The 22910-nt window shown below is 61.3% G+C and carries 21 protein-coding genes; 9 read left to right on the top strand and 12 right to left on the bottom strand.

The genetic code is table 11. From position 1 onward, the window contains the following. Positions 1–17 precede the first annotated feature (17 nt). Positions 18–1013, bottom strand: a complete 996-nt coding sequence (locus IEY62_RS10340) for a LacI family DNA-binding transcriptional regulator (protein ID WP_189017020.1) — start codon at positions 1011–1013, stop codon at positions 18–20. Further along, the gene (locus IEY62_RS10335) at positions 1006–1992 is read right to left on the bottom strand and encodes a Gfo/Idh/MocA family protein (protein ID WP_189017017.1); all 987 of its coding nucleotides are present in this window, start codon (positions 1990–1992) and stop codon (positions 1006–1008) included. Before IEY62_RS10335 ends, IEY62_RS10340 begins: the two co-directional genes overlap by 8 nt. A 140-nt stretch (positions 1993–2132) precedes the next feature. Between IEY62_RS10335 and IEY62_RS10330 the strand changes: the two genes are divergently transcribed. From IEY62_RS10330 to IEY62_RS10305, 6 genes are all read left to right on the top strand, one after another. Further along, a complete protein-coding gene (locus tag IEY62_RS10330; protein ID WP_189017014.1) occupies positions 2133–2780 on the top strand; it encodes a bifunctional 4-hydroxy-2-oxoglutarate aldolase/2-dehydro-3-deoxy-phosphogluconate aldolase in 648 nt (215 codons plus the stop codon). Continuing rightward, on the top strand, positions 2780–3322 hold the full coding sequence (locus IEY62_RS10325; protein WP_189017011.1) for an AAA family ATPase: 543 nt from the start codon (positions 2780–2782) through the stop codon (positions 3320–3322). The genes IEY62_RS10330 and IEY62_RS10325 overlap by 1 nt, the downstream gene beginning before the upstream one ends. 378 nt (positions 3323–3700) lie before the next feature. Next, on the top strand, positions 3701–5119 hold the full coding sequence (locus IEY62_RS10320) for an MFS transporter (protein ID WP_189017008.1): 1419 nt from the start codon (positions 3701–3703) through the stop codon (positions 5117–5119). A gap of 136 nt (positions 5120–5255) precedes the next feature. Beyond that, complete coding sequence (locus tag IEY62_RS10315; protein WP_189017005.1) at positions 5256–6089, top strand: sugar phosphate isomerase/epimerase family protein; 834 nt, start codon at positions 5256–5258, stop codon at positions 6087–6089. 131 nt (positions 6090–6220) lie between these two features. Beyond that, positions 6221–7012 (top strand): SDR family NAD(P)-dependent oxidoreductase, encoded by a 792-nt coding sequence (locus tag IEY62_RS10310; RefSeq protein ID WP_189017002.1) that lies wholly within the window; start codon positions 6221–6223, stop codon positions 7010–7012. 270 nt (positions 7013–7282) lie between these two features. Beyond that, positions 7283–7546 (top strand): hypothetical protein, encoded by a 264-nt coding sequence (locus IEY62_RS10305; RefSeq protein ID WP_189016999.1) that lies wholly within the window; start codon positions 7283–7285, stop codon positions 7544–7546. Positions 7547–7703: 157 nt separating this feature from the next. Here the strand turns inward: IEY62_RS10305 and IEY62_RS10300 are convergent, their stop codons facing one another. From IEY62_RS10300 to IEY62_RS10260, 9 genes are all read right to left on the bottom strand, one after another. Next, positions 7704–8804 carry a pyridoxal-phosphate-dependent aminotransferase family protein gene (locus tag IEY62_RS10300; protein ID WP_189016994.1) on the bottom strand — a complete coding sequence of 367 codons (1101 nt, stop codon included), beginning with the start codon at positions 8802–8804 and terminating at the stop codon, positions 7704–7706. A gap of 40 nt (positions 8805–8844) precedes the next feature. Then, positions 8845–9948: a membrane dipeptidase gene (locus IEY62_RS10295; RefSeq protein WP_189016991.1), complete on the bottom strand. Its 1104-nt coding sequence runs from the start codon at positions 9946–9948 to the stop codon at positions 8845–8847. After that, a complete protein-coding gene (locus tag IEY62_RS10290; protein WP_189016988.1) occupies positions 9929–10891 on the bottom strand; it encodes an ABC transporter substrate-binding protein in 963 nt (320 codons plus the stop codon). Before IEY62_RS10290 ends, IEY62_RS10295 begins: the two co-directional genes overlap by 20 nt. Next, a complete protein-coding gene (locus tag IEY62_RS10285) occupies positions 10884–12326 on the bottom strand; it encodes an MFS transporter (protein WP_189016985.1) in 1443 nt (480 codons plus the stop codon). The genes IEY62_RS10290 and IEY62_RS10285 overlap by 8 nt, the downstream gene beginning before the upstream one ends. A gap of 222 nt (positions 12327–12548) precedes the next feature. Then, positions 12549–13289, bottom strand: a complete 741-nt coding sequence (locus IEY62_RS10280; RefSeq protein ID WP_189016982.1) for an SDR family NAD(P)-dependent oxidoreductase — start codon at positions 13287–13289, stop codon at positions 12549–12551. Then, positions 13286–14374, bottom strand: a complete 1089-nt coding sequence (locus IEY62_RS10275) for an NAD/NADP octopine/nopaline dehydrogenase family protein (RefSeq protein ID WP_189016980.1) — start codon at positions 14372–14374, stop codon at positions 13286–13288. The genes IEY62_RS10280 and IEY62_RS10275 overlap by 4 nt, the downstream gene beginning before the upstream one ends. Continuing rightward, positions 14371–15792: a dihydroorotase gene (locus tag IEY62_RS10270; protein ID WP_189016977.1), complete on the bottom strand. Its 1422-nt coding sequence runs from the start codon at positions 15790–15792 to the stop codon at positions 14371–14373. The genes IEY62_RS10275 and IEY62_RS10270 overlap by 4 nt, the downstream gene beginning before the upstream one ends. Continuing rightward, on the bottom strand, positions 15792–17246 hold the full coding sequence (locus IEY62_RS10265) for an aldehyde dehydrogenase family protein (protein WP_229785197.1): 1455 nt from the start codon (positions 17244–17246) through the stop codon (positions 15792–15794). The genes IEY62_RS10270 and IEY62_RS10265 overlap by 1 nt, the downstream gene beginning before the upstream one ends. Then, on the bottom strand, positions 17243–18133 hold the full coding sequence (locus IEY62_RS10260) for a polysaccharide deacetylase family protein (protein WP_189016974.1): 891 nt from the start codon (positions 18131–18133) through the stop codon (positions 17243–17245). Before IEY62_RS10260 ends, IEY62_RS10265 begins: the two co-directional genes overlap by 4 nt. 248 nt (positions 18134–18381) lie before the next feature. On the opposite strand from IEY62_RS10260, the gene IEY62_RS10255 reads away from it, so the two are divergent. Next, positions 18382–19134, top strand: coding sequence for an FCD domain-containing protein (locus IEY62_RS10255; RefSeq protein WP_189016971.1), 753 nt, complete (start codon positions 18382–18384; stop codon positions 19132–19134). Between the two features lie 184 nt (positions 19135–19318). Here the strand turns inward: IEY62_RS10255 and ppnP are convergent, their stop codons facing one another. Then, positions 19319–19630: a pyrimidine/purine nucleoside phosphorylase gene (ppnP, locus tag IEY62_RS10250; RefSeq protein WP_189016968.1), complete on the bottom strand. Its 312-nt coding sequence runs from the start codon at positions 19628–19630 to the stop codon at positions 19319–19321. A 167-nt stretch (positions 19631–19797) separates the two neighbouring features. Between ppnP and IEY62_RS10245 the strand changes: the two genes are divergently transcribed. Together IEY62_RS10245 and IEY62_RS10240 are read left to right on the top strand one after the other, a co-directional pair. Continuing rightward, on the top strand, positions 19798–21363 hold the full coding sequence (locus tag IEY62_RS10245; protein ID WP_189016965.1) for a helix-turn-helix domain-containing protein: 1566 nt from the start codon (positions 19798–19800) through the stop codon (positions 21361–21363). Positions 21364–21481: 118 nt separating this feature from the next. Then, positions 21482–22849, top strand: a complete 1368-nt coding sequence (locus IEY62_RS10240; RefSeq protein ID WP_189016960.1) for an MFS transporter — start codon at positions 21482–21484, stop codon at positions 22847–22849. Positions 22850–22910 lie beyond the last annotated feature (61 nt).

The following is a 22910-nucleotide window of genomic DNA, read 5'->3' as shown; positions in this document are numbered from 1 at the left end:
CGTTTCCCCTCCCCCGCTCATTTTCGGAGCTCCGAGGTGGAGCCACGGACCAGGAGTTCGGGTTCCAGGACAATGTGGTCCACGGAACCGTCACCATTCTGCTTCTCCGCAAGTTCGATCGCGATATGCCCCATGTCCGCGATCGGCTGCCGCACTGTTGTCAGGGGAGGGTTGAAACGGGCACCGAGAGCGAGCCCATCGAACCCGATGACCGATACGTCGTCCGGGACCCGCAGGCCACTCCGGCCGAGCGCGGAGATCACCGCAAAGGCCACCATGTCATTGGCCGCAATGATCGCTGTGGGCGGATTGTCCATCTCCAGGAAATGTTCCGCCCCGCGCGTGCCCGCATCAAGATCCGAGCCGCTGTCCAGTACAACCGGCCTGCTGCCGCTTTGTGCTGTGAGTTCCAGATAGGCGTCCATGCGGTCCTGAGCCGTGTGCGTCCCGGCGATACCGGAGACGTAGCCGATTGAAGTGTGTCCCAAGGAATGCAGATGATCCAGCGCCAGCATGATTCCTTTGCGGCTGTCGACGGTGACTGTAGGAACGGAGTCGTCACCTTCCACGCGGTCAATCACCACCACCTTATGGCCGAAGGCAAAACGCTTCAGCGCCTCGGTATCCACCTTTGTCGAGGGTGCCACAATCCCGAACGGGGCATACATCGCCTGCATGGCCGTGAAGTATCCATCGGATTTCGCCGGGTCACCGTTGGTGACGCAGAGCATGAGTTGGTAGCCGCGCTCGTCGGCCGCTTGCGTCATGGTCTTGGCTAGTTCTGCAAAGAACGGGTTCGTGATGTCAGGGACGATCAGAGGGATGATGTTGCTGGTCTTTCGACGGAGTGCCTGCGCCAGAGGACTCATGGTGTAGCCCAGTCCTTCGGCAACCCGGAGGATGTGCTCGCGCGTTTCACTCTTGACCGCCTCAGGGCGTGAGAACGCCCGGGAGACAGTTGAACGGTGGACACCGGCAGCTTTTGCAACGACGTCGATACTCAAGTCAGGCATGTTTGTTTCCTCCGTGCTGGTCGTCATAGGCCTGCCAAATGGGGCGCATGACATCTTCGAGCTGGGCCAGCGTGGGCAGGCCCCGGAATCCATCTTCCAGCGTCCGGGCGACGTTCCGCACAAAGGGGTCGTAGAGCGGGTCGCTGTCCACGTTGATTTTGTCGGTCTCCGTAGTTCCGTCCAACGCGGTAAAGGCAGCAGTGCCATCGGAATTAACGGAGGCGAATCCGGCATCACCCACTGAGGTAAAGCTGCAGTACCGCTTCAGCGGCGAGCCAGGGAAGGCGTAGCCAACTTCCACAATGGCTTCCCGACCCTCCGGCGTCGTGATGATGAGACTGGCATGATCCTCAACGGCTTGGCGGTGGAGCGCTGACGAGAGACGCGAGTCCACGTGCGCTGCCTGCTCTTCGCAACCTCTGAGAAACAGATCCACGAAATGGGGACCAAGGTTCGCCAAGCATCCTCCCCCTGCCCTGACGGGATCGAGCATCCAGGGATTGGCATTGCTGAGGTACCGTGACGGTGGACCAGCAATGAACGAGGCACGCTGGTAGCTGGGACGGCCAGCCTTGGCAAGCCATTTCTCGGTGGGTCCACCGCGCTGAACCAGGGGCACAGTGGCTGGCACGCCGGCTGATTCGGCAGCTTGGCGGACGCTGGAAAGCTCTTCGAGGGAAGTACCCAAGGGCTTTTCGACGACGAACGGAATTCCCCGCTCAATCAAGGCCATGCATTTTTCTGCCATACCGTCATGGGGACCAAATACATACGCGAGGCCGAGGTCGGGAAGGTCAACCAGCTTCTGCCAATCGGCTTCAGCCTTCGCCTCCCAGCGAGCGGCCAGTTCCTTTACCTGGACGCGGGACACATCCTCGTCCCCTACTCCAACCACGTCGTGTTCTTCAGCGATCGCTTGCGCGCAGAGTGGAACATGCCAATGGGAAGCCCCCAGGACAATTGTTCGTACATTAGTCAACCGCAATACCCCCTTGTATGAGATCGGTTGCTGAGATCGGTTGCAATAACACTATGGATGGTGGGAGAGTTTGTCAACGAAACATCAATACGGCCGGGCCGCTCGTGAAGATGACGCCACCCGGCAAGAGAGAGGCCAGCATGAACAAGAAACTTCGCACCTTGCAGACCATCCATGAATCAGGGGCCGTGCTTATCGTGCGGCTGGAGAGCGCCGAGCTTGCCGAGCAGGTCGCGGAAGCTGCCATCGAGGGAGGCTTCCGGGCATTGGAAATTACCCTGTCAATCCCCGGGGCCGTTGAAGTGATCCGCAGGCTGGCCGCCAAGCACGGGCCCAACGGCATTGCGGTCGGCGCAGGGACTGTGCTTGATGAGCATTCCGCCTACGAGTGCATCCGCGCGGGAGCCGAGTTCCTGGTCAGTCCCCAGCTGAACCCCGCGATGATCCGCACAGCGAACAGGTACCAGATACCGACAATCAGCGGAGCGTACACCCCGACAGAATTCGTAGAGTCCGCCGAGGCGGGCGCCGACATCCTCAAGCTATTTCCCACCGAAGCCGGTGGAGTGGCTTATGCGAAAGCCGTGCTTGCACCACTGGCGCATCTGCCCATCATGCCCGCAGGTGGCGTAACACTGGAAAATGTGGGTGAATGGTTCGCCGCTGGCGTGGCAGGGGTCGGCGTCGGCAGTTATGTGACCAAGGCATGGCAGCCCGACGGCGACTTTACCCGGGTCAGCGAAGCGGCCCGGGCATTCCTCACAGCGGTCGCAGAGGCCCGCCGATAATGTCCCCACAGGTCTTCATTGTCATTGGACCGGCCGGCTCAGGTAAAACCACGATTGCCCAGCAAACGGCGGAGAAGCATCAAGCTGCATACCTGGACAAGGACCGGGTCAGTGGCCGGTTTGTCGAATTCGCCCTGAGCGTCACCGGACACGATCCCACGGACAGGGAGTCCAGCGACTACTACCGAAATAATCTGCTCCCCCTTGAGTACGAGACCCTCATGGACGTGGCGGGAGTAAACCTGCGCCTTGGCCGGTCAGTAGTCCTCGATGCGCCTTTTGGATCCTACTTCGGAGATCCCGACTACTTGACCCGGGCCGAAAAAAACTTCCATTGGCCGCCTTCCGCAATCACCGTAATCCGGGTCCGCGTACCTGAAGATGTCCTTCGTTCCCGACTTATCCACCGCGGGCTGGAGCGGGACCAGTGGAAACTTGCCCATTGGGACGAGTACTGGTCCCTCCATGGCCGCTTGGAGTGCACCTGGTCCGGAGTGGAATACCAGGACTTCGACAACGAAGCGCCTCTTCACGTGCCATGAACAATCGGAGCATCGCTGCGACCGGCGCCCAATGACGCCGGCACCGCCGAAGAGCCGCTTTGCGAACACCAGCTGCCCAATCCGGGAAACTGCCACTCAACCGCGTGCACGGCGTGCAGACGTTGACAAGGATCACATTTCGTCCGTATCGTTGCTTGCAACCGATCTCAGCAACCGATCTCATTAGAAATGACGGGGAGGCTGAACAGACTCCTTTCGACGCGAAGCCAGGCACCGCCAAGAACGCCTAACCCACCGTTGGTCTTGGCAGTCGGTTCTCCCGTGGGCGGTCAATGGCCGGGCCTGACCCGCACACCGAAGTGTCCGGGACTTCCCAAATACCCCTCTGCAACAATTGTGAAATATGGAGAGAGTTCAATGAAGACCTCAAAAGAAGCCGACAGCGGATTGGCCGCTTCGGAACTTCCCGAAATGACGAAGCACCCTCGCCGCACCCTGAACATGGTGGCCGGCACCATCGGACATTTCGTGGAATGGTACGACTGGTACATCTACGGACTACTTGCAGCCGTCTTCTCGTCACAGATATTTCCCAGCGATTCCGCTTTTGCTTCGCTCATGGCAGCACTGTTGACCTACGCGGTCGGCTTTGTTGTGCGCCCCCTCAGCGGCATCATCGTCTCTCCGCTGGCTGACCGCTTCGGCCGGCGCGTCATTCTCACCATGTCGATTTCCGGGATGGCCCTTGGCTCGCTCATCATCGGCCTTACTCCGTCATTTGCGACCATCGGCTACGCAGCGCCGGTTCTCTTTCTCTTTGCACGCATCCTCCAGGGCATCTCGGCCGGCAGTGAGGGACAGAGCGCCATCGCCTTCATGGTTGAACACGCCCCCGCACACCGGAGGGGCCTGTTCGGTTCATTCACGAACATGGCGAGCGGCCTCGCGACTCTCGCAGCAACCGGTGCCGCAGCCATGGTGACGGCCTCCTTCGCTCCGGCAGACCTCGCCGCTTGGGGTTGGCGCATCCCCTTCGTTGTGGGCGGCATCCTCGGGATCGTCGGCCTCATCATGCGCGCCCGCGCTGAAGAAACACCCGAATTCGAGGCGGGTGCCCTCGTTGATCAAAAGTCTGCCGCTGCCCGCCTCATGGACCTGCTTCGCGAACACCCGAAGGCACTGCTGCAGGCAGCTGCACTCTCGGCCCCGGCCGTCGCCTACTACACGTGGGCTACGTTCCTCCCCACTTACGCCAAGCTGACTTCCGGCCGGGATCTGTCCTCCACACTGGCCGGCAGCGTTATAGGGCTGGCACTCCTCGTGGTCGTTGTGCCGGTATGCGGCGCACTCTCCGATCGGCTCGGCCGACGCAAAATTTTCCCGATCATTGGCGCCATCGGCATGATCGTGCTCTTCTACCCCCTGCTTCTGCTCCTGAACCAGCCTGGTTTCGGCGTCTACGTCCTGGTCTCCGCGTCCGGGTGGGTGGTTCTTGGTATCTGGCAGTCGGTCTACCCGACCATCCAGGCCGAGCTGTTCCCGGCATCCGTCCGAGTATCGGGTATCGGCTTTGCGCACCAAATCGTGATTGCTGTCTTCGGCGGAACAGCGCCCCTGATCGCAGCTGCGTTCGTCGGCGCTGGACAGCCGATGCTCGTGGCTGTGTACATGATCGTCGTCGTCGCCCTGAGCCTCGCGGTCTACTTCACCCTCCCGGAGACCGGAAACCGGGGCGACCGTGCCACCGTTGCCCTCGCCGACCCCGAGGTACTCGAAGGCGAACACCTGGCGGCCAGCACTCCGCAGGATGCACACGCGACAAAAAGCTCCCGCTAGCCACGCTTGCCTGAAGAGCGGCCCGCCCACGCGCAAAGCGCATATGACCTGTACGGCTTATCGGGGTCCTGACCAGAGGATACGAAGGCCCGAAACGCTGTCTACATTGACGCCGAATTGAGAGGACCCCTCCCAAATGAACCAAATAATTATCAACACGTTTTCCTACCTATGGTCATCCACGGCCATAGATGCCATTGCTGAATTGGCCGAAAACGGATACAAGACCTTTGAGGTTCCAGTTAGTTCTCCTCACTGTTGGCCCGATGAAATCTCCAAGGCCGAGCGATCCGCCATCTACAGCCGGCTCAATGAATACGGCGCCACCATCAGGTCGCTTAACGCCGGCGGATACGACATCAATCTCGCCAGCCCCGCAGCAAATATGCGGCGAAAGAGCATCGAGCACATCAAGTCAGTCATTGAGCTTGCCGAAGTTTGGGGTACTCCGGAGGTGGTCATATCCCCCGGGACACGCCGCCCCATGATCTCCCCATCTCTGGACAAGACTTACGGGTGGATGTACGAGAGCCTGGAGAGTCTGATACCACTGGCCAAACAGGCCGGGACGCGTCTACTTTTCGAAAACACCCCCTACTGCTTCACGCCCACCATCGGGGACTTGGCCGGCGTGATCAGCACCATCAACGATGACTCGGTCAAGATCGTCTATGACGTCGCCAATGCGGCCTTCATAGGTGAGGACCCGGTAGAGAGCCTCCTCTCCCATCACGAATCCATTGGCTTGGTGCATATTTCTGATACGGGCACTGAAAGCTGGGGCCATGATCCGATCGGCACCGGAGTCATCGATTGGAACGGCCTGGGCAAGGCAGTCAAGGAAACGTCCGGGGTTGGCAACGTTGTTCTTGAGATTATTCGCGAAGAAAATCCCCTTCAGGAATTCAAGACGGCGATGCAAGACCTCAAGGATCAGGGCTGGGAACTCACTGACGCACTCGAAAAATGAGATCACGGCACTTCAGCCAGTAACTACGAGAAAAATGTCAAAGGTCACATTTTCCATTTCTCCGCAACGTCAATGAACGTTGCGGTCCGGGATTATTTTCCGGGGTGACCGCTATTGAAGGAGTGAACGTAATGAGAGCGTTGGTCAGCGGTGGAAGCAGCGGCATTGGGGCATCCGCCTGCCTGAGAATTGCAGAGGCGGCTCTCGCCCGGGGCGAACACCCCAGGATAGCCGTAGCGGGACACGACATTAACGGCAACCAAGAGCAGGTCGTGCGATCAATCGAGTCACTGGGTGGCACGGCCATCGCTTTGGCGGGAGATCTCGGTGACCCAGCGGTGCCCGGCAAATTGGTCGACGCCGCCGTGGCGGAGTTCGGGGGGCTGGACGCACTGATCGCGAATGCGGGGATTGCCAATCCTGGCCAGATCTGCGATGTGTCCATCGAGGACTGGGACGATATGTTCGCCGTTAATCTCCGCGGCGCGTGGCTCCTTGCCAAAGCCAGCCACCCGCATTTGCGGCAGAGCCGCGGTGCCGCCTGCTTTACCTCGTCAATGTCCGGTCAGATCCCCCACGCTGGGTCAGGCGCCTACAGCCCCAGCAAAGCTGCTTTGACCATGCTTGCCCAAACACTCGCTCTGGAGTGGGCACCTGAAGGAATTCGTGTCAACGTAGTCTCTCCCGGCATGACCCACACCCGGATGACCGAAAAGATGTACGCCGACCCCCAGATCAAGAAGGCGCGGGAGAACATTATCCCCTTGGCAAGAGTTGGAGATCCCATGGACATTGCGAATGTCATTGAGTTCCTCATAAGCCCGCTGGCGGGCTACGTGACCGGGCAGGACATCTGTGTTGACGGCGGCTTCTCAAAGTCCATTCTGAGCCATATTCCGGGACGGCCAAGCTCCAAATCCTAAACCCAGAGGCGTACTGGCGCCGAAGAACAAAGGGCAAGCCCCGCCACCCTTCCGGTCACCGCCGGCTGTGCCAGGCACGGCGGATGCCCGGTTCGACATGCACCATTATGCGGGCGGGGCCGGCTCAGGCCGACGCCAGGGACCGGCCGAGGCGTGCGACCAGCGACCAACTTCGGGCCCCTCACTCGCAGGACGCTGGCTACGATGCGACCAGAATCCGAGGCAAAACCATTCATCGCCACACACCGTATGAGAGGAGGCGCCGTGTTCATGGCAAAGAACATCATGGATGGTAAGGAATGGACCGCCGCAGAGTTCGCAGTTCTTCTCCCCCAAGATCAAGACTTGGCCCGGCCGGAACTGGCATGCCTGTCCTGTGACGGTCCGGCTGTATTTCGGGCAGGACCCAAGCGTCGGCCTTCGTTCGCCGCGCAGCATCAACATGGCTGCCAGTTGATTGCGCCAGCGTGGAGTGCCTTCACATATTTGGCAGGTCAGGGGTGGGCACCCGGCCTGAAAACCAAATATGAATAGACTGACACCTCCGATCGCCAACGTCTTCAGATACGGGGCCAGCTGTGCGCGTCCGCCGGCCACTGCTCAAGCAGGCAAGCGCGTTCATCCCTGCTTTCTGACTTCGGACATGGGGGACGCTTCAGAAGGCGTCAGGTCACTCATGAATTATTGGGTCTCAAGCGGACCTGCGTATGCCGTCCTCCAGGGCCCCGAGAATCAGCTCGACGGAGTCCTGTTGGGCGTTGGGCCCCATGGTGCCGATCCTCCAGATCGAGTCTGCATATCGCCCTACGCCGGCGCCGATTTCCATGCTGTATTTTCCCATCAGGTGCCGGCGCACTCTTGCGGACTCCACGCCTTCGGGAACTTTGACTGTTGTGAGGCTCGGCAGGCGGTAGCCTTCCGGGGCAAAGAGTTCCAGGCCCAGGTTCTGCAGTCCTTCGCGCAACGCCTGCCCCGCAGCTTCGTGGCGTGCCCAGACGTGTTCCAGGCCTTCATCAAGAATCCGGCGTAGCCCGGCTTCGAGGGAAGCGACCATGGCGACCGGTGCGGTGTGGTGGTAGGTTCGGCTGCTCCCTTGGGCCGCGCCGACGTAACCACCGAGCAACCCAATATCCAGATACCACGAGCGCGGGTCCTTCACTCGTCGTTTGAAGGCCCTCTCTGAGACGGTAATCGGTGATAACCCCGGCGGAACCCCCAGACATTTCTGCGTCCCCGAGTACCCGATGTCGATGCCCCAGTCGTCGGCCCTCACTTCGATGCCGCCCAGTGAGGTGACTGCGTCAACGATGAGAAGAGCGTCGCCCTTGTTGGTCCCTAACTCGGAGACATCGGAGAGGACTCCGGTGGATGTTTCGGCGTGGACGGCGGCTATCACTTTAGGACTCGGATGGGCTTTGAGGACGCGTTCGGCGTCAATGGGTGTCCCCCATTCGTGGTCTACCCGGACTACTTCCGCGCCGCAGCGCCGTGCTACCTCGCACATGCGTTCACCGAACAGCCCGTTGACGGCGATGACAGCAATGTCTCCTGGGACCACGGTGTTTACGAAGGCGGCCTCCATTCCGGCCGAACCGGTGGCACTCAGCGGCAGCGTGCGGGTGTTGGTTGTGCCCCAGAGAGTCCTCAATGCATCACACGCGTTGTCGAGGATCGTAATGAAATCGGGGTCGAGGTGGCCCAGGAGTGGGCGGCCCAAGGCTTCGGTGGCTTCGGGGTAGCAGTTGCTGGGACCGGGCCCGAACAGGTGGCGGCGGGTTGGCTGCGTGGTCATGGGTCTGCTCCGTGTCAGGGTGTTGTGGAGGATCGTGCTGTTAGCCGACGACCCTGCTCATGAGGTCGATGAAGTTGCCGCCCAGGGCGGCCTCAATGGTGCTGTCGTCCAGATCGCGGATGATCAGTTCCCGGGTGATGTTGGGGAAGCCCTGGTAGGTTTTGATGCCTTCGGCGTAGGGGTACCACGGCGGACTTTGCAGACAGCCCGGGCCTTCCCACTTCATGCGTTTCACATAGAGCGTGCCGTCGTACTGGATGTTGAGATAGCCGCTGTCGTCGATGTAGGCAGTTTCGTAGACGCTGCGCCGGCCTTTGGGAAAGTCCGTGCAGACTCCTACCCCTGTCGGGCCGAAAACGCCAAGTGCATGCAGGAGGTGATCTACCATCTTGGCAACCGTGGGCTGGTAGTCGTCGTTGATTTCCAGGGGCATGGTGCTCATCATCCCGCCCTTGTCGGCAACGGTTTGCATGGTTTCGTCCGTGGCATTCCTGCGGTTGCCGAACACGGAATAGCAGTTGTTGTGGGAGAAGTAGGGCGGTGCGGTGGATGCTTGGGCGGCCGTCAGTTGGGTCCGCTTTCCGCCGTGGGAGAGATCGACAAGCATGCCGACCCGGTTCATCTCAGCGATCATCTCGCGGCCAATACTGCTGATCCCGGCGTTTTCCGGTTCGGCGCAGCCGTCGCCAAGGAAGTTGCGTTTGTTGTAGGTGATTGCCGAGGAGACGATGCCCATGTCTTTGAAAAGCTCGACGTTCCCGGGATCGTCCCCGAAGGGCTTCGCGTTTTGGAAAAGGTAGTACACGCCGATGCGTCCATCGTCCTTGGCCTGCCGGATGTCATCGGCGCAGGTGACCTTCACGAGGTCTGCGGAGTGTTTGCGGATGTTTCGGTTCCAGAAGGTTATCTGGTCCATGGCCGCACGCTGGTCATGTTCCTCCGCAGAGAGGGTCATCCCCACGCAGTCCACGCCTCCGCGACGAAGGAGCGCGATGGATTCGTCCAGGGATCCGTCTCCCCCGGGCGGAATCGCGCCGCATGTGTCCACCACGGTGGCTCGAGCGTGGAGTTCCTTGGCGTGATGTTCTTCTTCCCGGCTCAGCTCCCGGGAAAGGTAAGTATGTTCAAGCTGAGTTTGTGTCATCGTTATCTCCCTGTTGGTCTTTGCCGGCAGGATCCTCGATCATTGCGAGAAGGTTAGCGTCATCTGCGAGGAGTCCTGCCCGGATAAGTGCGGCTTGCCATGATCTGAATTCCGCTGGAACAGCTTGGGGTGTCTTCGCCCAGAATCCGATCCTCTGGAACTGGGCAACCGTGTCGTGCAACTCCCTTGGTGTGATGGCTGGAAACCATTCCTGCGCTGCGGTAGCCACATCGGTTGGACTTTGCTCCGCCAGCCAAGCCTGGGCTTTCCCCAGAGCAGAGCGGAAGGCATTGAGTTCGGGTTGGTGCTCCTGCGCCCAGGATCGGGTGGCGCAGTAGACAGACCACGGGACGGGCCCCAGCCCGTTGGCGAGTGGAACGGCTTCCCGGAGCCGGGGGTCCTGGGCTTCTTGTCCACCAGCGAGGAGGAAGTCTCCTGGTCCGGCGAGGAATTCCTCCACCACCGCTTCGGGTTGGTAGCCGACGAGGATCCTGATGTCTCCCAGGGGGATGCTGCGTTGGTGCAGGATGTCCAGAAAGGCCACCCATGACGTTGGGACGTAAGTCGGCGCAACGATGATGACCCGGCCCCGGAGCGCATTCCAGTCGAAGTTCTCCGGGCTTCCACCCACCGCGATATCGTCGGCTTTTTGGAAGAGGAAATGACGGGTCTGGGTGTTGCTCACGGCGACCACCGCGCTGGGCTTCGTTCTGTTGAGTCGGTCGGCGAAGACGACGCTTCCCAGAACAAGGTCGGCTTCACCTCGAATCACTGCATCGGTGATTGTTCCGTGCCCTGGCGGCTGCTCCAGCACATCAACGGTGAGCCCTTCAGCGGCAAAATATCCGCAGGAGATTCCGACATAGTGTGGCAGGTAGGCCAGGTTCCGGGCGGCCGCGATTCGGATGGTGCCGCCCGGAACTGTCGAATGCTGTTCAGGCATGGAATACGGGCCTGGCTTCGTTGGCTTCTTCGAGCGTCTGGTCCTTGGTTTCAACTCCGGCCAGCGCCAGGAGGGCCGTGATGGCGAACATGATGGCCATGGTGGTGAAGACCCCGGGGAGGCCGGCTTTGTCGAAGATCAGAGCGATCAGGGGCGGCATGACGATGATGCCCAGACCGCCGGTGCCTTTGACGAAGGAGACACCGAATCCGCGGACTCTTGTGGGGAAGAGTTCCGGTGCCCAGGACCACAGGGTGGTGGTCAGCAGAAGTGTGAAGAACTGGAACAGGGATCCAAAGATCAGGATCAAAGGGTCTGTGTTGGCCATCAGGCCGAATCCCAGGCCGACAAGGCACCCGAGGACGGCACCGGTGACCATCACGGTGCGGCGTCGGAACCTGTAGGTGATCGTCGCTGCACAGAGGGCGCCGAGGAGGCTGCCGATCTGCATGATGAGTGTGTACAACAGGCTTTGGCCGATGGTTGAGCCGCGGGCGACGAGGAACGTTGGCATGAGCGTGAGCAGTGACATCTGCGCGGCAACCACCATGAAGTATGCGCCGCTGGCCGTTGCTGTGCGCCGCCGCAGTCCGCGGGTGAAGATCTCTCCCAGGCGGATCTTCTGGGGGCGGACGACGGCGGCGCCGTCGTCGTCGTGGAGGTCTTCGACCTTGATGTGGATCTCTTCGTCAGGAATCCTGCCGGCTGCCAGCGCCGTAAGGCTTCGGTTGGCGCCGGCGATGTCGCCTCGTGTGAGAAGGAAACGCGGAGATTCGGGCATGTTCCGGCGGATCACCAGAACCAGAAGGACGGGCACGATCAGCAATCCAAAGAGCCAGCGCCACGCGACCTGGGGTCCGCCAAAGAAGTTGCCGAGGGCGACCAGGACCAACGCGGCGTAGGCCGGAGCCACGACGTTGCCAAGCCCGCCAGAACCCACGTTGAGGGCTGCTACCGCTTGGGCGCGGTATTTGGTGGGCATGATTTCGCAGATCAACGCAATCCCGACCGCGAGCTCGCCGCCGAGGCCAATGCCAACGATCAGCCGCGACCCCATGAGTACTTCATAGTTCGGGGCCAAAGCGCACAGGACGCCACCCACGGAGTACACGACGAGGTTTGCCACGAGCGCGAACTTGCGCCCTTTGATGTCGGAGAGCATTCCGCCAAGGTAGGCCCCAATGGTCAGGCCGATGAAGGTCATGGAGCTGATCAATGCAAATTCGGCTTTCGAGATGCCAAACGTTGCGATGATCTGCGGGCCGGCGAGGCCCAAGGAATTGGATTCCAGAATGTCGAAGAACATGCCGGCCACGACCAACAGGATCGTCGCCCAGTGGGTCCGGGTGAGCGGAATCTTGTCGACCGATTCGGAGAGCTTCAGCAGCATGGAATTAAGTCTGGGCCCGCCGCCCTTGATGTCTAGTGAACTCATTTTCTGCCTCCTGAGAATGGGCTAAATGCTTCAGGATCCGCAAGCAGCGCCTTTGCTGGCCTGCGTTCTTACTGGAGCCCGGAACCTGAACCCGACTGGGCTTCTACGTGATCCGTACCACTAAATTTACTTCATCATCAGTGATGATGCAATGATTTCTTTTGTGTATCTCTGGTGTTTCAACGGCGTTTCCTGGTTCTCGACCGAAGGCGGTGCCGGGAACTAGCGGGCCATGGCGGACAGGGACAGTCCACCGTCCAGGACCACGGTTTCGCCTACTGCGTAGCTGGCCTCGGGGCCTGCAAGCCACAGGTAAATACCAGTGATTTCGTCGATCCGGGCGGGACGGCCGAGTGCCCCGCTATAGACGTCAGTGGCTGCGGTTTCGCTCAGAAACCGGGTCTGAACGTCCCCAGGGCACACTCCGTTGACGAGGATCCCTGAGGGCGCAAGTTCCATGGCCATGGACTTGACCAGTCCCATGAGCCCCCACTTGGCGGCGGCATAGACGGCGTAACCGGGTTCGGCGGTAATGCCCGCCACTGAGGACGTTGCGATGATCCGTCCGGAGACGCCGTCGTCCAGCATGCGGGCCGCACCGTATCGCATCGTGTTGAAGGCGCCTTTGAGGTTGTTGTCCATCAGCCACCCCCACGTCTCGTCCGAGGTCTCAAGGACGGACTGCCCAGGCAGGGACACCCCGGCGTTGGCGATGACGACGTCAAACGGATACCCGGCATCGGCAAAAAAGTGCTTCATGGCCTCGCTGTCGGTGACATCGAGTTCAACGGCCGTTGCCTCTCGGATGCCTTCAGCGACACGTTGTGCTTCATGTCCGTCTCTGTCGAGCAGGGTGACGAACGCACCTGCCGCCGCGAAGCGTTCGGCGATCCCCCGGCCGATACCGCGGGCCGCCCCGGTTACCACGATGCGTTTGCCGTTATGCGGCGACTGTGTGTTCATGTCAGGGGCGCTCTTTCTCGATGGGGTTGTCCCGTTATGGCAGCGCACCGGAGCGCGACTGTCCGGGCGCGTGCAGCTGGATGAGCCCGGAAGTCCTGGCCTTCCAGGGAACAAAGCAGCGAGATCAGTGCGGTCATGTCCGGCGTCGGAATTCCGGCCTGCAGGCCGAGGTGTTCAAGGGGAACGAGCCCACAGGGGACGTCTTCGGTTACAAGGCGACGCTGAAAGGTCGGTCCGATTCTGGGTGGTGCCGTTTCCCGGGCGCCCGGCCCGTAGGCGCGGGCAGCGAATGTAGTCCTGCTCAGGGAGTACCGGCCCATGCCAAGACCTTTCATGACAGCGAGCCGTTCGGCGTCCAAACCATTTCGCAGCGACTCCAGCGCCGGCGCTCCGAAGTCCCCCAGATGGAATGCTCCCTGGGGTGGGATCAACCCGTGTGCCTCCCGGGAAGCTGCGACGGCGTTCAACACGGCCGCGGGGACGTGAGCAATGGGATTCGGGTTGTTCAAGGATGAGGCTAGCTGGTGCCGTGCTGCGGCCGCGGCCGGAAACCAATGTTTCAGCACGGAAGCACCTCTGGCGGCGGCCTCCGGTGTGGTGCCGGAGACTTCGAACCAGCTTTTGACCGCAGCGATATGCAGCGAACCATCACCGGATGCATAAGAAAGGTGTGGCGATGTGTTCATGGCAATGACGGATTCGTCGGCGCCCGGGAACCCGGCGTCGGAAAGCACCCCGGCAAATGCAGCCGCCCCGTTGACGTAGCCGGTCACGAGTACGCAGAGTTGACCCTGGTTCAGGGTTTGGGCCAGAGTGCGCGCGACGGCGATGTGCCGGTCGGCGGTGGTCGCAATGAAGATCACGTCACATTCGGCCAGGCTGCTGTAGTCGTCCGACAACTCCGGCAGGGCGAATGTGCCGCTTCCCAGGTGACCGCTCATCGTGAGTTTTCCCGAGCGGTGAAGCCTGTCCAGCAATTGGTGATTCTGATCCACCATGTCCCGGACCGTTGTCCCTTGCTGCATCAAGTGCGCGGCCAGCGCCAGTCCGGCGCTGCCGCAGCCAATGATCCCCACCGTGGTCATGGGTGACCTTCCGGGCGAACCAGCTGACCATGGCCTGGCTGTCCGCGCAGTTCGCCGTTTTCGGCCACCAGGGTTCCGCGGACATACGTGGCCACCACGGCTCCACGGGTTGAACGTCCGGCCCAGAGTTTCGCAGCGTCCCGGCTCACCGAGTGCTGGCCGCTGGGATCGATGACTCCGGGTCTGTCCATGTCCACAAGGATGAAGTCCGCGTCGGCACCCTCGCGCAGCTGGCCTTTGGTATGAAGCCCGAAAACCTGCGATGCCCTCTGCGAGATGACCCTCGTGAGATGGGGCAGGGTCAGGCGTCCATCGTTGACGGCGGTCAGCAACGCGGGCACGACGGATTCGAGCCCGTGCACTCCCGAGGGTGCGCTCCAAATGTCGGACCAGCCTTTGTCCTTGTCCTCGATGGTGTACGGGGCATGGTCGGTGCCGATGTAGTCGATCGTGCCGTCGGCAAGGCCTGCCCATAAAGCCGTCACGTCGTCATGCTCGCGCAGCGGCGGGTTGACCTTCGCATAAGGACCCAAGTGCTCGCTGTTGGACAATGTGTGGAACAGGTGATGGGGGCAGGCCTCTGCGGTCACGTCCTGTCCCCGGGCCTTCGCCCGGCGTACCTGTTCAACGGCGGCTCCTGTGCTGATGTGGGCAATGGAAAGCCGGGCAACTGCGGCACCCGCCAAAAGGATGGCTCGGGCAACTGCCTCTTCCTCCGCTACGGGTGGCCGGGATTCGGCGTGTGCACGCAGGTCGTTACGTCCGCGCGTTTTCATTTGTGCAGCCAAGCAAGCGCAGATGGAGTCGCTTTCAGCGTGAACGACGGCGACCCGTCCGGTCTCAGCGATGGCCTTCATGGCTGCCAGAAAGGTTGCGTCGTCCGGGAGGGCACGTGAATCAAATCCGGGATCCGCTCCAGGTGCGGGTGCGTTCATGAAGGACTTGAACGCCACTGCCCCGGCAGCGGCTTGTTCGGCGATTTTTGCTGTGTTGGTATGGCCGGCGCCGCCGTACAGCCCGTAGTCAACGTAGGCTTTGGAACCGACAACGTCGTTCTTGTAGTGCCAGCTTTTGGCATCGGAGACTGCGGGAATCCCGGAGGGCATCTCCAGGACGGTGGTGATCCCGCCGACGGCGGCGGCGCTGGTGCCCGTGCCGAAGGTTTCCCGGTGGGGATGGCCGGGGTCCCTGAGGTGCACGTGGGTGTCGATCATTCCCGCCATGACCATGAGGCCGCGGGCGTTAATCGTCCGGGAGTTGGACGTCCCAGGCAAGCCCTGCCCGGTCGTGCCGCTGGCGGCGCGTTCGTGGATGCCGGCGATCTTCCCGTCCTGGACCAGCAGGTCGGCGTCGATGATCCGGTCGGGAAGCACCACGCGCCCGCCGGCAACGACCAGCCCGTCCCGTAAGGCGCCCATCAGTGTTCTGCCATCATGATCACTGCACCCTTGGACTGGGTGTAGCCAAGCAGGGCCTCGTAGCTCTTGGACGTCCCGTAGCCCGATTGTTTCCGCCCGCTGAACGGCAGTTCCACACCGTTGGAGAAGGTGTTGACCATGACCTGGCCGCACTGCAGGTCCCGGATCATTCGGTGAGCGCGACCAACATCTGAGGTCCACACGCCTGCCACGAGGCCGTAGTCAGTTCCATTGGCGAGATTCACGGCTTCTTCGGTGCTGTCGAAGCTTGTCACCGTCAGCACAGGTCCGAAGATTTCCTGTTGTGCGATTGAGGCGGTCGGAGCCACGCGATCAAAGATCGTGGGCAGAACGAAGTTTCCTCCGGACAGTGACTCGCTCTCGGGCACTCCCCCTCCTACCAGGAGTTCCCCCTCTCCCCGACCAAGGGCGATGTAATCAAGCACCCTTGCTTGCTGTTTGCGGGAGATCACCGGACCCAAGCCGGGGTTCTCCAGTCCCGGACCGAGCGTGGTTCCTTGGAAGATACGCACGAGCCGGTCGACGAATTCATCGTGGACACTGTCGTGGACCAACAAGCGGGAGCCGGCTGAGCACGTCTGGCCGGCGTTCTGCAGGATCGAGGCCGCAACTGTCGCAGCAGCGGCGTCCATATCTGCGTCGCCGAAGACGATGTTGGGGGATTTTCCGCCCAGTTCCAGATCGGCCGGGACGAGGTTGGCCGCTGTGGCCTGCCCGATCTTCACGCCCACCGGCACGGAACCGGTGAAAGAGAGCTTGCCCAGGCCGGGGTGTGCCGCCAACGCCGCTCCCGCTTCTGCCCCGATGCCGGGGACGACGTTGAGGACGCCGTCCGGTAAACCGGCTTCGGACATGATCTCGGCAAGGCGCAGCGCAGACAGTGGTGCTTCCTCAGCGGGCTTGAGGACGCAACAGTTTCCCGCCGCGAGGGACGGCGCGAGAGTCCGGGTTGCCAAACCCAGGGGGTAGTTCCACGGGGTGATGTGCCCGGTGACACCGTACGGTTCCCGGACCGAAAAGGTCAGGCGGTCCGTCGCTGCGGGGATGATGCTGCCGAAGACGGCCTCCACCATGTTGGAGTAGTACTCAAAAAAGCGTGCTGCGAAAGTGACGTCCACAACTGCTTGGCGTAAGGGTTTGCCGGTGTCCTGGCTTTCGATTCTGGCCAATTCGTCGCCATTCGCCATGATGGCTGAGGAAATATTCCGCAGAATCCGGGCGCGTTCGGCCGCCGTCGTCCGTTTCCACCCGCCATCGTAAGCCGCCTGTGCCGCCTTCACTGCCTGATCAACTTCATCGGCCCCGCAGGCCGCCACCGTAGCCAGTTCGAAGCCTGTCGCAGGATCCAGGACCACGAACGAATTCTGCGCGTCCGCCGCTGTCCCGTTGATGTGGGCCATCCGGCGTTGGGTTCCAAGTGTCTGATGCGTCATCGTTCTCCTCCAAAGATTGTTGCCTGTCGTGGTGCTTCCGCGGTGGGCCGTTCGCGGATCCAATGCCTGGCGATCGCTTCGCGGGTGCTGAACAGCACATCCCCGGCACCCAGTGCATATTCGACAAAGTCACGCATTCCGGCCATTCGGCCGGCCTGTCCGGTGTGACGGGGGTGGATGCCGATCGACATCATCTTCGGGAAACCCCGCTGTCCCTCACGTCTGAGCTCGTCGAGGCCCCGGCGGCATGTCTCCCAAAAATCGAAGGGACTGGTGAAGCCCATGGGCTGAACGAGGCGGCCCTCCGTGTAGGTCAGCGTGTACGGGACCACCAAGTGCTCGCGGGCTCCGACTTCCGTGAAATAGGGAAGGTCATCGTTGTAGGCATCGGAGTCGTAGATGAACCCGCCCTCTTCGACCAGCAGACGACGGGTGTCCAGGCTCGGTCCCGTCCGTGAACGCCACCCCACCGGCCGTCGGCCGCATGTGCGCTCTATCGATTCAACCGCCAGCTTGATCCGCTCCCGCTCCTGGTCCTGCGTCAACTCCGCGGGGTCAGTCCAACGCCAGCCATGAGCACAGATATCGTGACCACGTTCGGTCACCCACTGGCAGACCTCCGGATTTTTCTCCAAAGCGACTGCAGGCGCGAAGAGGGTGGCCGGAAGACTGTACTCATCCAACAGCTCGGCGATCCGCCAGATCCCTGCGCGGCTTCCGTATTCATAAATGGACTCCACAGCAAGGTCACGATGCCCGGGCTTAGGCTCGCGACCCGGACCCAGGCTTTCGCCGCGCAGGTCACCATCGACAACGCTCCGCTCGGCGCCCTCTTCATAGGCGATGCAGAAGTTCACCGCTACTGCAGCGTTCTCCGGCCATCGCACCCGGGGTTTCCGTCGGCCATAACCGACAAAGTCCCTGACGGGCCCTGCATCACTACGTGAACTCTCCACTGAACCCACCCACACTTCGCATCGAGGTATTCCCCGCTAGAATTATCTTCATCACCAATGATGAAGTAGAAACGATAGCGCGTCAACAGTCGTGGGAAAGAAGGCCCACGTCGGGATTGTGGGAAGATAAGTTCCGTGCGGGCGGCCACGTTCATACGCCGCGGGACAGGGGGCTTTTGATGACATCGCCAAATCTTGAGATGGAGATTCTGGCTCTCACGTTGATCCGTGAGTCCGAGCGACCCGTAGGCTCCTCCCGCTTGGCGGAGGCCTTTAATGAATCGGGCATCCATGTGGCAGAGGCGACGGCCGGCCGCTTCCTGCGTTCCCTCGACAAGCAGGGCCTCACTCTCATTCCCCGCCCAAAGCAGGGCCGCGTGGTGACTGAACTTGGCCAGCAACGGCTTGAGGAACTCAGAGCTGCGCTGCGTGCGCAGGAAAATGGGGCGAATCTGGTCAGGGCTGCCAGCACAAACGACCTCAGCGAACTCCTGGACATCCTTGTAGTCCGCCGCGCGGTCGAATCCGAAGGTGCACGACTGGCGGCGGAGAACGCCTCGGACGAGGACCTCGAAGAGATCTCACGCCAGGCCACGAGCCACCGCGATGCAGTAGACGCTGGCGCAACCCCCAACAGAGACTCCTCCACGTTGTTTCACCGCACTGTTGCAGCGGCGACCCACAACAGGATCCTTGAGTCGATGGCACACCTGTTGATTGAGCCAGCGAACCCCAACCTGACCAGCGTCCTCGAAGAGGTTTCCTTGAACTCTCAGGTCGTCTCCGAACAGGCGGATGACCATGCAGAACTGGCAGCGGCCTTGGTACAGAGGGACGCAGCATTGGCGGGCCAGCTGATGCATCAACACATCGGCCACTTGATCGATGCAGTCAGGATCTACCTCGAGACAGCCGGAACGGACCTTGACTGACCAGCGGCTTGGCGAACTGTTCACTGAGCCGTCGAGCCACGCTACCGATGCGTACGGCACTCAGTCATGGAGGTAAAGGCCAGCCCGGCTGCAACAAAAGGAGCCCGGCTTGGCGCCAGGCTCCTTTTGTTGAGGTAAGTGCAGCACATACTCATTTGTGCCAGTGCTCAGGCAGTTGCGGATGCTACATGTCCAAGTGCCCGAGGAACTCGCCGGTGTAGGGGCAGAGGTAGGCGACGGTGTCTTTTACGCGGACCGTGAAGTCGGTGCCGCCTGGAACCTCGAATAGTTCGCCTTCCTTGTAGGTTGTCCACTCCCCTTGCCCTGCGGGTTGCTGCACGTCCCAGGTTCCACGGACGAGATGCATCCACTCTTTGACGGGCGCCTCGAACTTCCACTCACCGGGCTCCATTACTCCGACCGTGAAGTTGCCCTGTTCGTTCTTGAACTCAAGGCTGCGCACTTGCCCCTCAAAGTACTCATTCTGGCCAATCATTGTTTTCTCCATTCGCAGGTGGGTCTTCGGCACGCTGGTCGCGGCCTGCTGCGAATCAGACTAACGATCCCATCCTGACAAGCCCATCGCCCGGCCGTACACTCCAAGGAGTAGATAGTGGCCGGGTCGTATAGTTTTGGTCATGCCTCCGTTATTAGCATGGGGTTATGGCATTTGATAAAGGGATGTTCACGGTCACCAAGCTGGCTATGGCCAAGGAGCTTGGGCTGAGGATGGCGCACGGAGGCACCGGCGTAGATAGAGCAGTCGGCATTCCGTTCGCAATCGAGCGGCATGGTCCGGTTCCAGAACTGCACGGCGGGGAATTGGTGTTCACCAGTGGACGGCACCTTGGAGAGGATTGGGCGGCATGGACTGCCCTCCTTACGGAGGCCAAGGCCGCAGGCGCCGCAGGGCTCATCATCGGCCTCGGCAGCGGGGCCGCATTCGAGGCACTTCCGGCGGAATTGCTTCGCTTGGCCGGAGAAATTGATCTGCCGCTGCTGACCGCCGACTCTGCCGAGATCGGACGGATCGCACATGCGGTCACTGGCCTGCACGCAGAGTCGCAAAGAGACGCGTACAGACGGCCTCTCGAACTCCAGATGGAGATCACCGCAATCGTGGCACGGGGAGGGTCTTTCGGGGACCTGCTTGCCGGTTGGCGGCAGCGAACCAATGAACCCGTAGCCGTGTTCGACCGGCTCGGACGCGTCATGTCCCGAAGCACGGCCTTCCCGGCCAGCCTGCTCGCTCCGTTGGGCAAACGCCTCGCCAGCCACGAAGCACCCCGCCTCGGAGAGCATCTCAACCTATCCGTCACCACCCTGGAGGCAGAACCCGACGTCGTATCCGCCCACACCGGGCAGATGGTCGAAATTTTTCCCTTTGCCGGTAACGACACTGTCCGCGGATTCTGTGTCCGCATCCCGACCGGCCAGGAAACCGCTGAGCTCGCCGCCCCGGCGCTGCGCTCGCTGCTGGCCCTGGAATTCGAACGCCTCTGGTTCCTCGACGAGTCAGCACGCCGGAAACGCGCTGAACGGTTTGCCCGCCTCCTGACACTCACGGAGCCCGGCAGCGCCCGGACATTCCTCCGGAGCATCGGTATGAATTCAGGCACCCTTCGCGGTGTCAGCATCGAAGCCCGCAACGAGACACACGCCGAAGTGCTCGTCGACGACCTCGCGGTGGTCCTCGCCGCCCCATTCATCCGGCACCGCCACCGTATCGTCGAATGCCTGGCGACCGTGGACCCCCGCCAAGCCCTCGCCGACTACGGACTTGACGTCCCAACAGGGATCGGTACCCGTGGCGCGCCCGAGCACTCAGCCCGCAGCATCAGGCAGGCAGCCCTGGCCCTTGAGGCAAGCCGACGGGCCGGCACGCCCATCGAGTACGTCGACGGCGCCTCGCACGAGTTCTTGATCAATGCCGCCCCATCCGACTACCTGGAATCATTCTCCGCCGCCGTGCTGGCCCCCATTGAGATCTCACGAGGAGGCGAAGCCCTCCTCCGCACACTTCACACCTGGCTTCTCGAACGACGATCCATCGAGGCGACAGCCGAACGCATGGGCGTCCACCGCCACACAATACGAAACCGGATGCAGCGGATCGTCCAAATCACCGGGCATGACCTGGACGGAATCGATGCCCAGACAGAACTCTGGCTGGCCTTCAAAGCACGAGGATTCCGCGATGGCACAGATACGTCACCCTCAGGTCCATAACGAAGAGTCGATGTTCGCCCCTTGGGCCATATTCCAGTGCTTGCTTAGCTGCCATGATGGTCGTCACATCCTGCGGACCCCACCGCAAAGATCCGGTACTCACACGAGGAACGCCATCATGCCCACAACCGTTGCCACTACAGATTCCGTCCCCCGGACCGTGCTCAGACGAGTCGTCATAGCCAGCGGGCTCGGCACCTTGCTGGAGTATTTCGATTACGCCAGCTACAGCTATCTCGCAACCACCATCGCCATGGTGTTCTTCCCCCCGGAAGATCGAGCCGTTGCACTGATGAGTACCTTCGCAGTCTTCGCGCTATCGTTCCTTGTCCGTCCACTCGGCGCCTTGGTCTGGGGAAGCCTCGGCGACAAAATCGGCCGCAAGAGCATCCTGGCCACCACCATCATCCTCATGTCCGGAGCAACCTTCCTGATCGGATTCATACCGAACTACGCGACCATCGGCGTCGCAGCACCGATTCTGCTCCTCCTGCTTCGCGTCACGCAAAGCTTCTCAGCCTCCGGCGAATACGCCGGAGCAGGGACTTTCATCGCCGAATATGCTCCCCCAGCCAAGCGCGGCCTGCTCACCAGTGTTGTACCCATCGCAGCGGCCGCGGGTTTCCTGACAGCCTCGCTCATGACCACCGTGCTCTATGCCGGAACCTCCCCTGAATTCATGCAGGAATGGGGCTGGAGAATTCCGTTCCTGATCGCAGGACCGCTCGGAATCGTTGGCCTCTGGCTCCGATTGCGCCTTGAAGACACCCCCCGGTTCCGCCGAGTGATGGAACTCGAAAAGAAGCAACGGGAGCTCACGATTAATCAGCGCCCGGCAGCCAGCCGTTGGTCCGAGACGCGCAAGAGCCTCCCTTCCATGGTCAAGGCACTGCTGGTCATGTCACTGAACGCCGGCGCCTACTATCTCCTGCTCAGCTACACACCTTCGTTCCTCATCGAAGAGGCCGGGATGAGCGAGGCAACCGCAACACTGGTTGTTACTATCGGCCTCGTCGCGCACATCGTCTTCATTCCCCTTGCCGCGCGCCTGTCCGACCGGATCGGTCGCAAGCGCACGCTGATGATCTCGAGTATCGCCTTCATCATCTTGAGCTACCCGATCATGACCTTGCTTTCCTTCGGAGGCATCGTCCTCGCCTCCGCGGTCCTCATCGTCTCGCTCATGTTCTTCGCCATGAACGATGCAGTGTTTCCTTCCTTCTTCACGGAGCTGTTCGGCACCCGCTCGCGCTACCTCGGATTCGCGTTGCCGTTCAACGTTGGCGCCATGCTCTTCGGCGGCGTCGCGCCGCTTATCGGCACCTGGCTCATCGCGACGACAGGCAACCCGAGTTCGCCAGCATTCTTCCTGATGGGCATCGGCGTACTGTCCCTGGTGGGCCTGCTGATGAGCGCGGAGACAGCACGTAGTCCCCTCGCCGACGAGCAGGCTGAAGTGAACGAGCCATTTATCTCTTCGGTCTGACCCGACACGCCGTAAGGCGCGCGCTTGCGACCACTCAGCAATGGTCGGACAGCACCCCGAC

Source organism: Paenarthrobacter histidinolovorans (assembly GCF_014647595.1).
Classification (GTDB): Bacteria; Actinomycetota; Actinomycetes; order Actinomycetales; family Micrococcaceae; genus Arthrobacter; species Arthrobacter histidinolovorans.
Note: the sequence above shows the minus strand (reverse complement) of the source record. Positions and strands in the feature narration are given on the sequence as shown.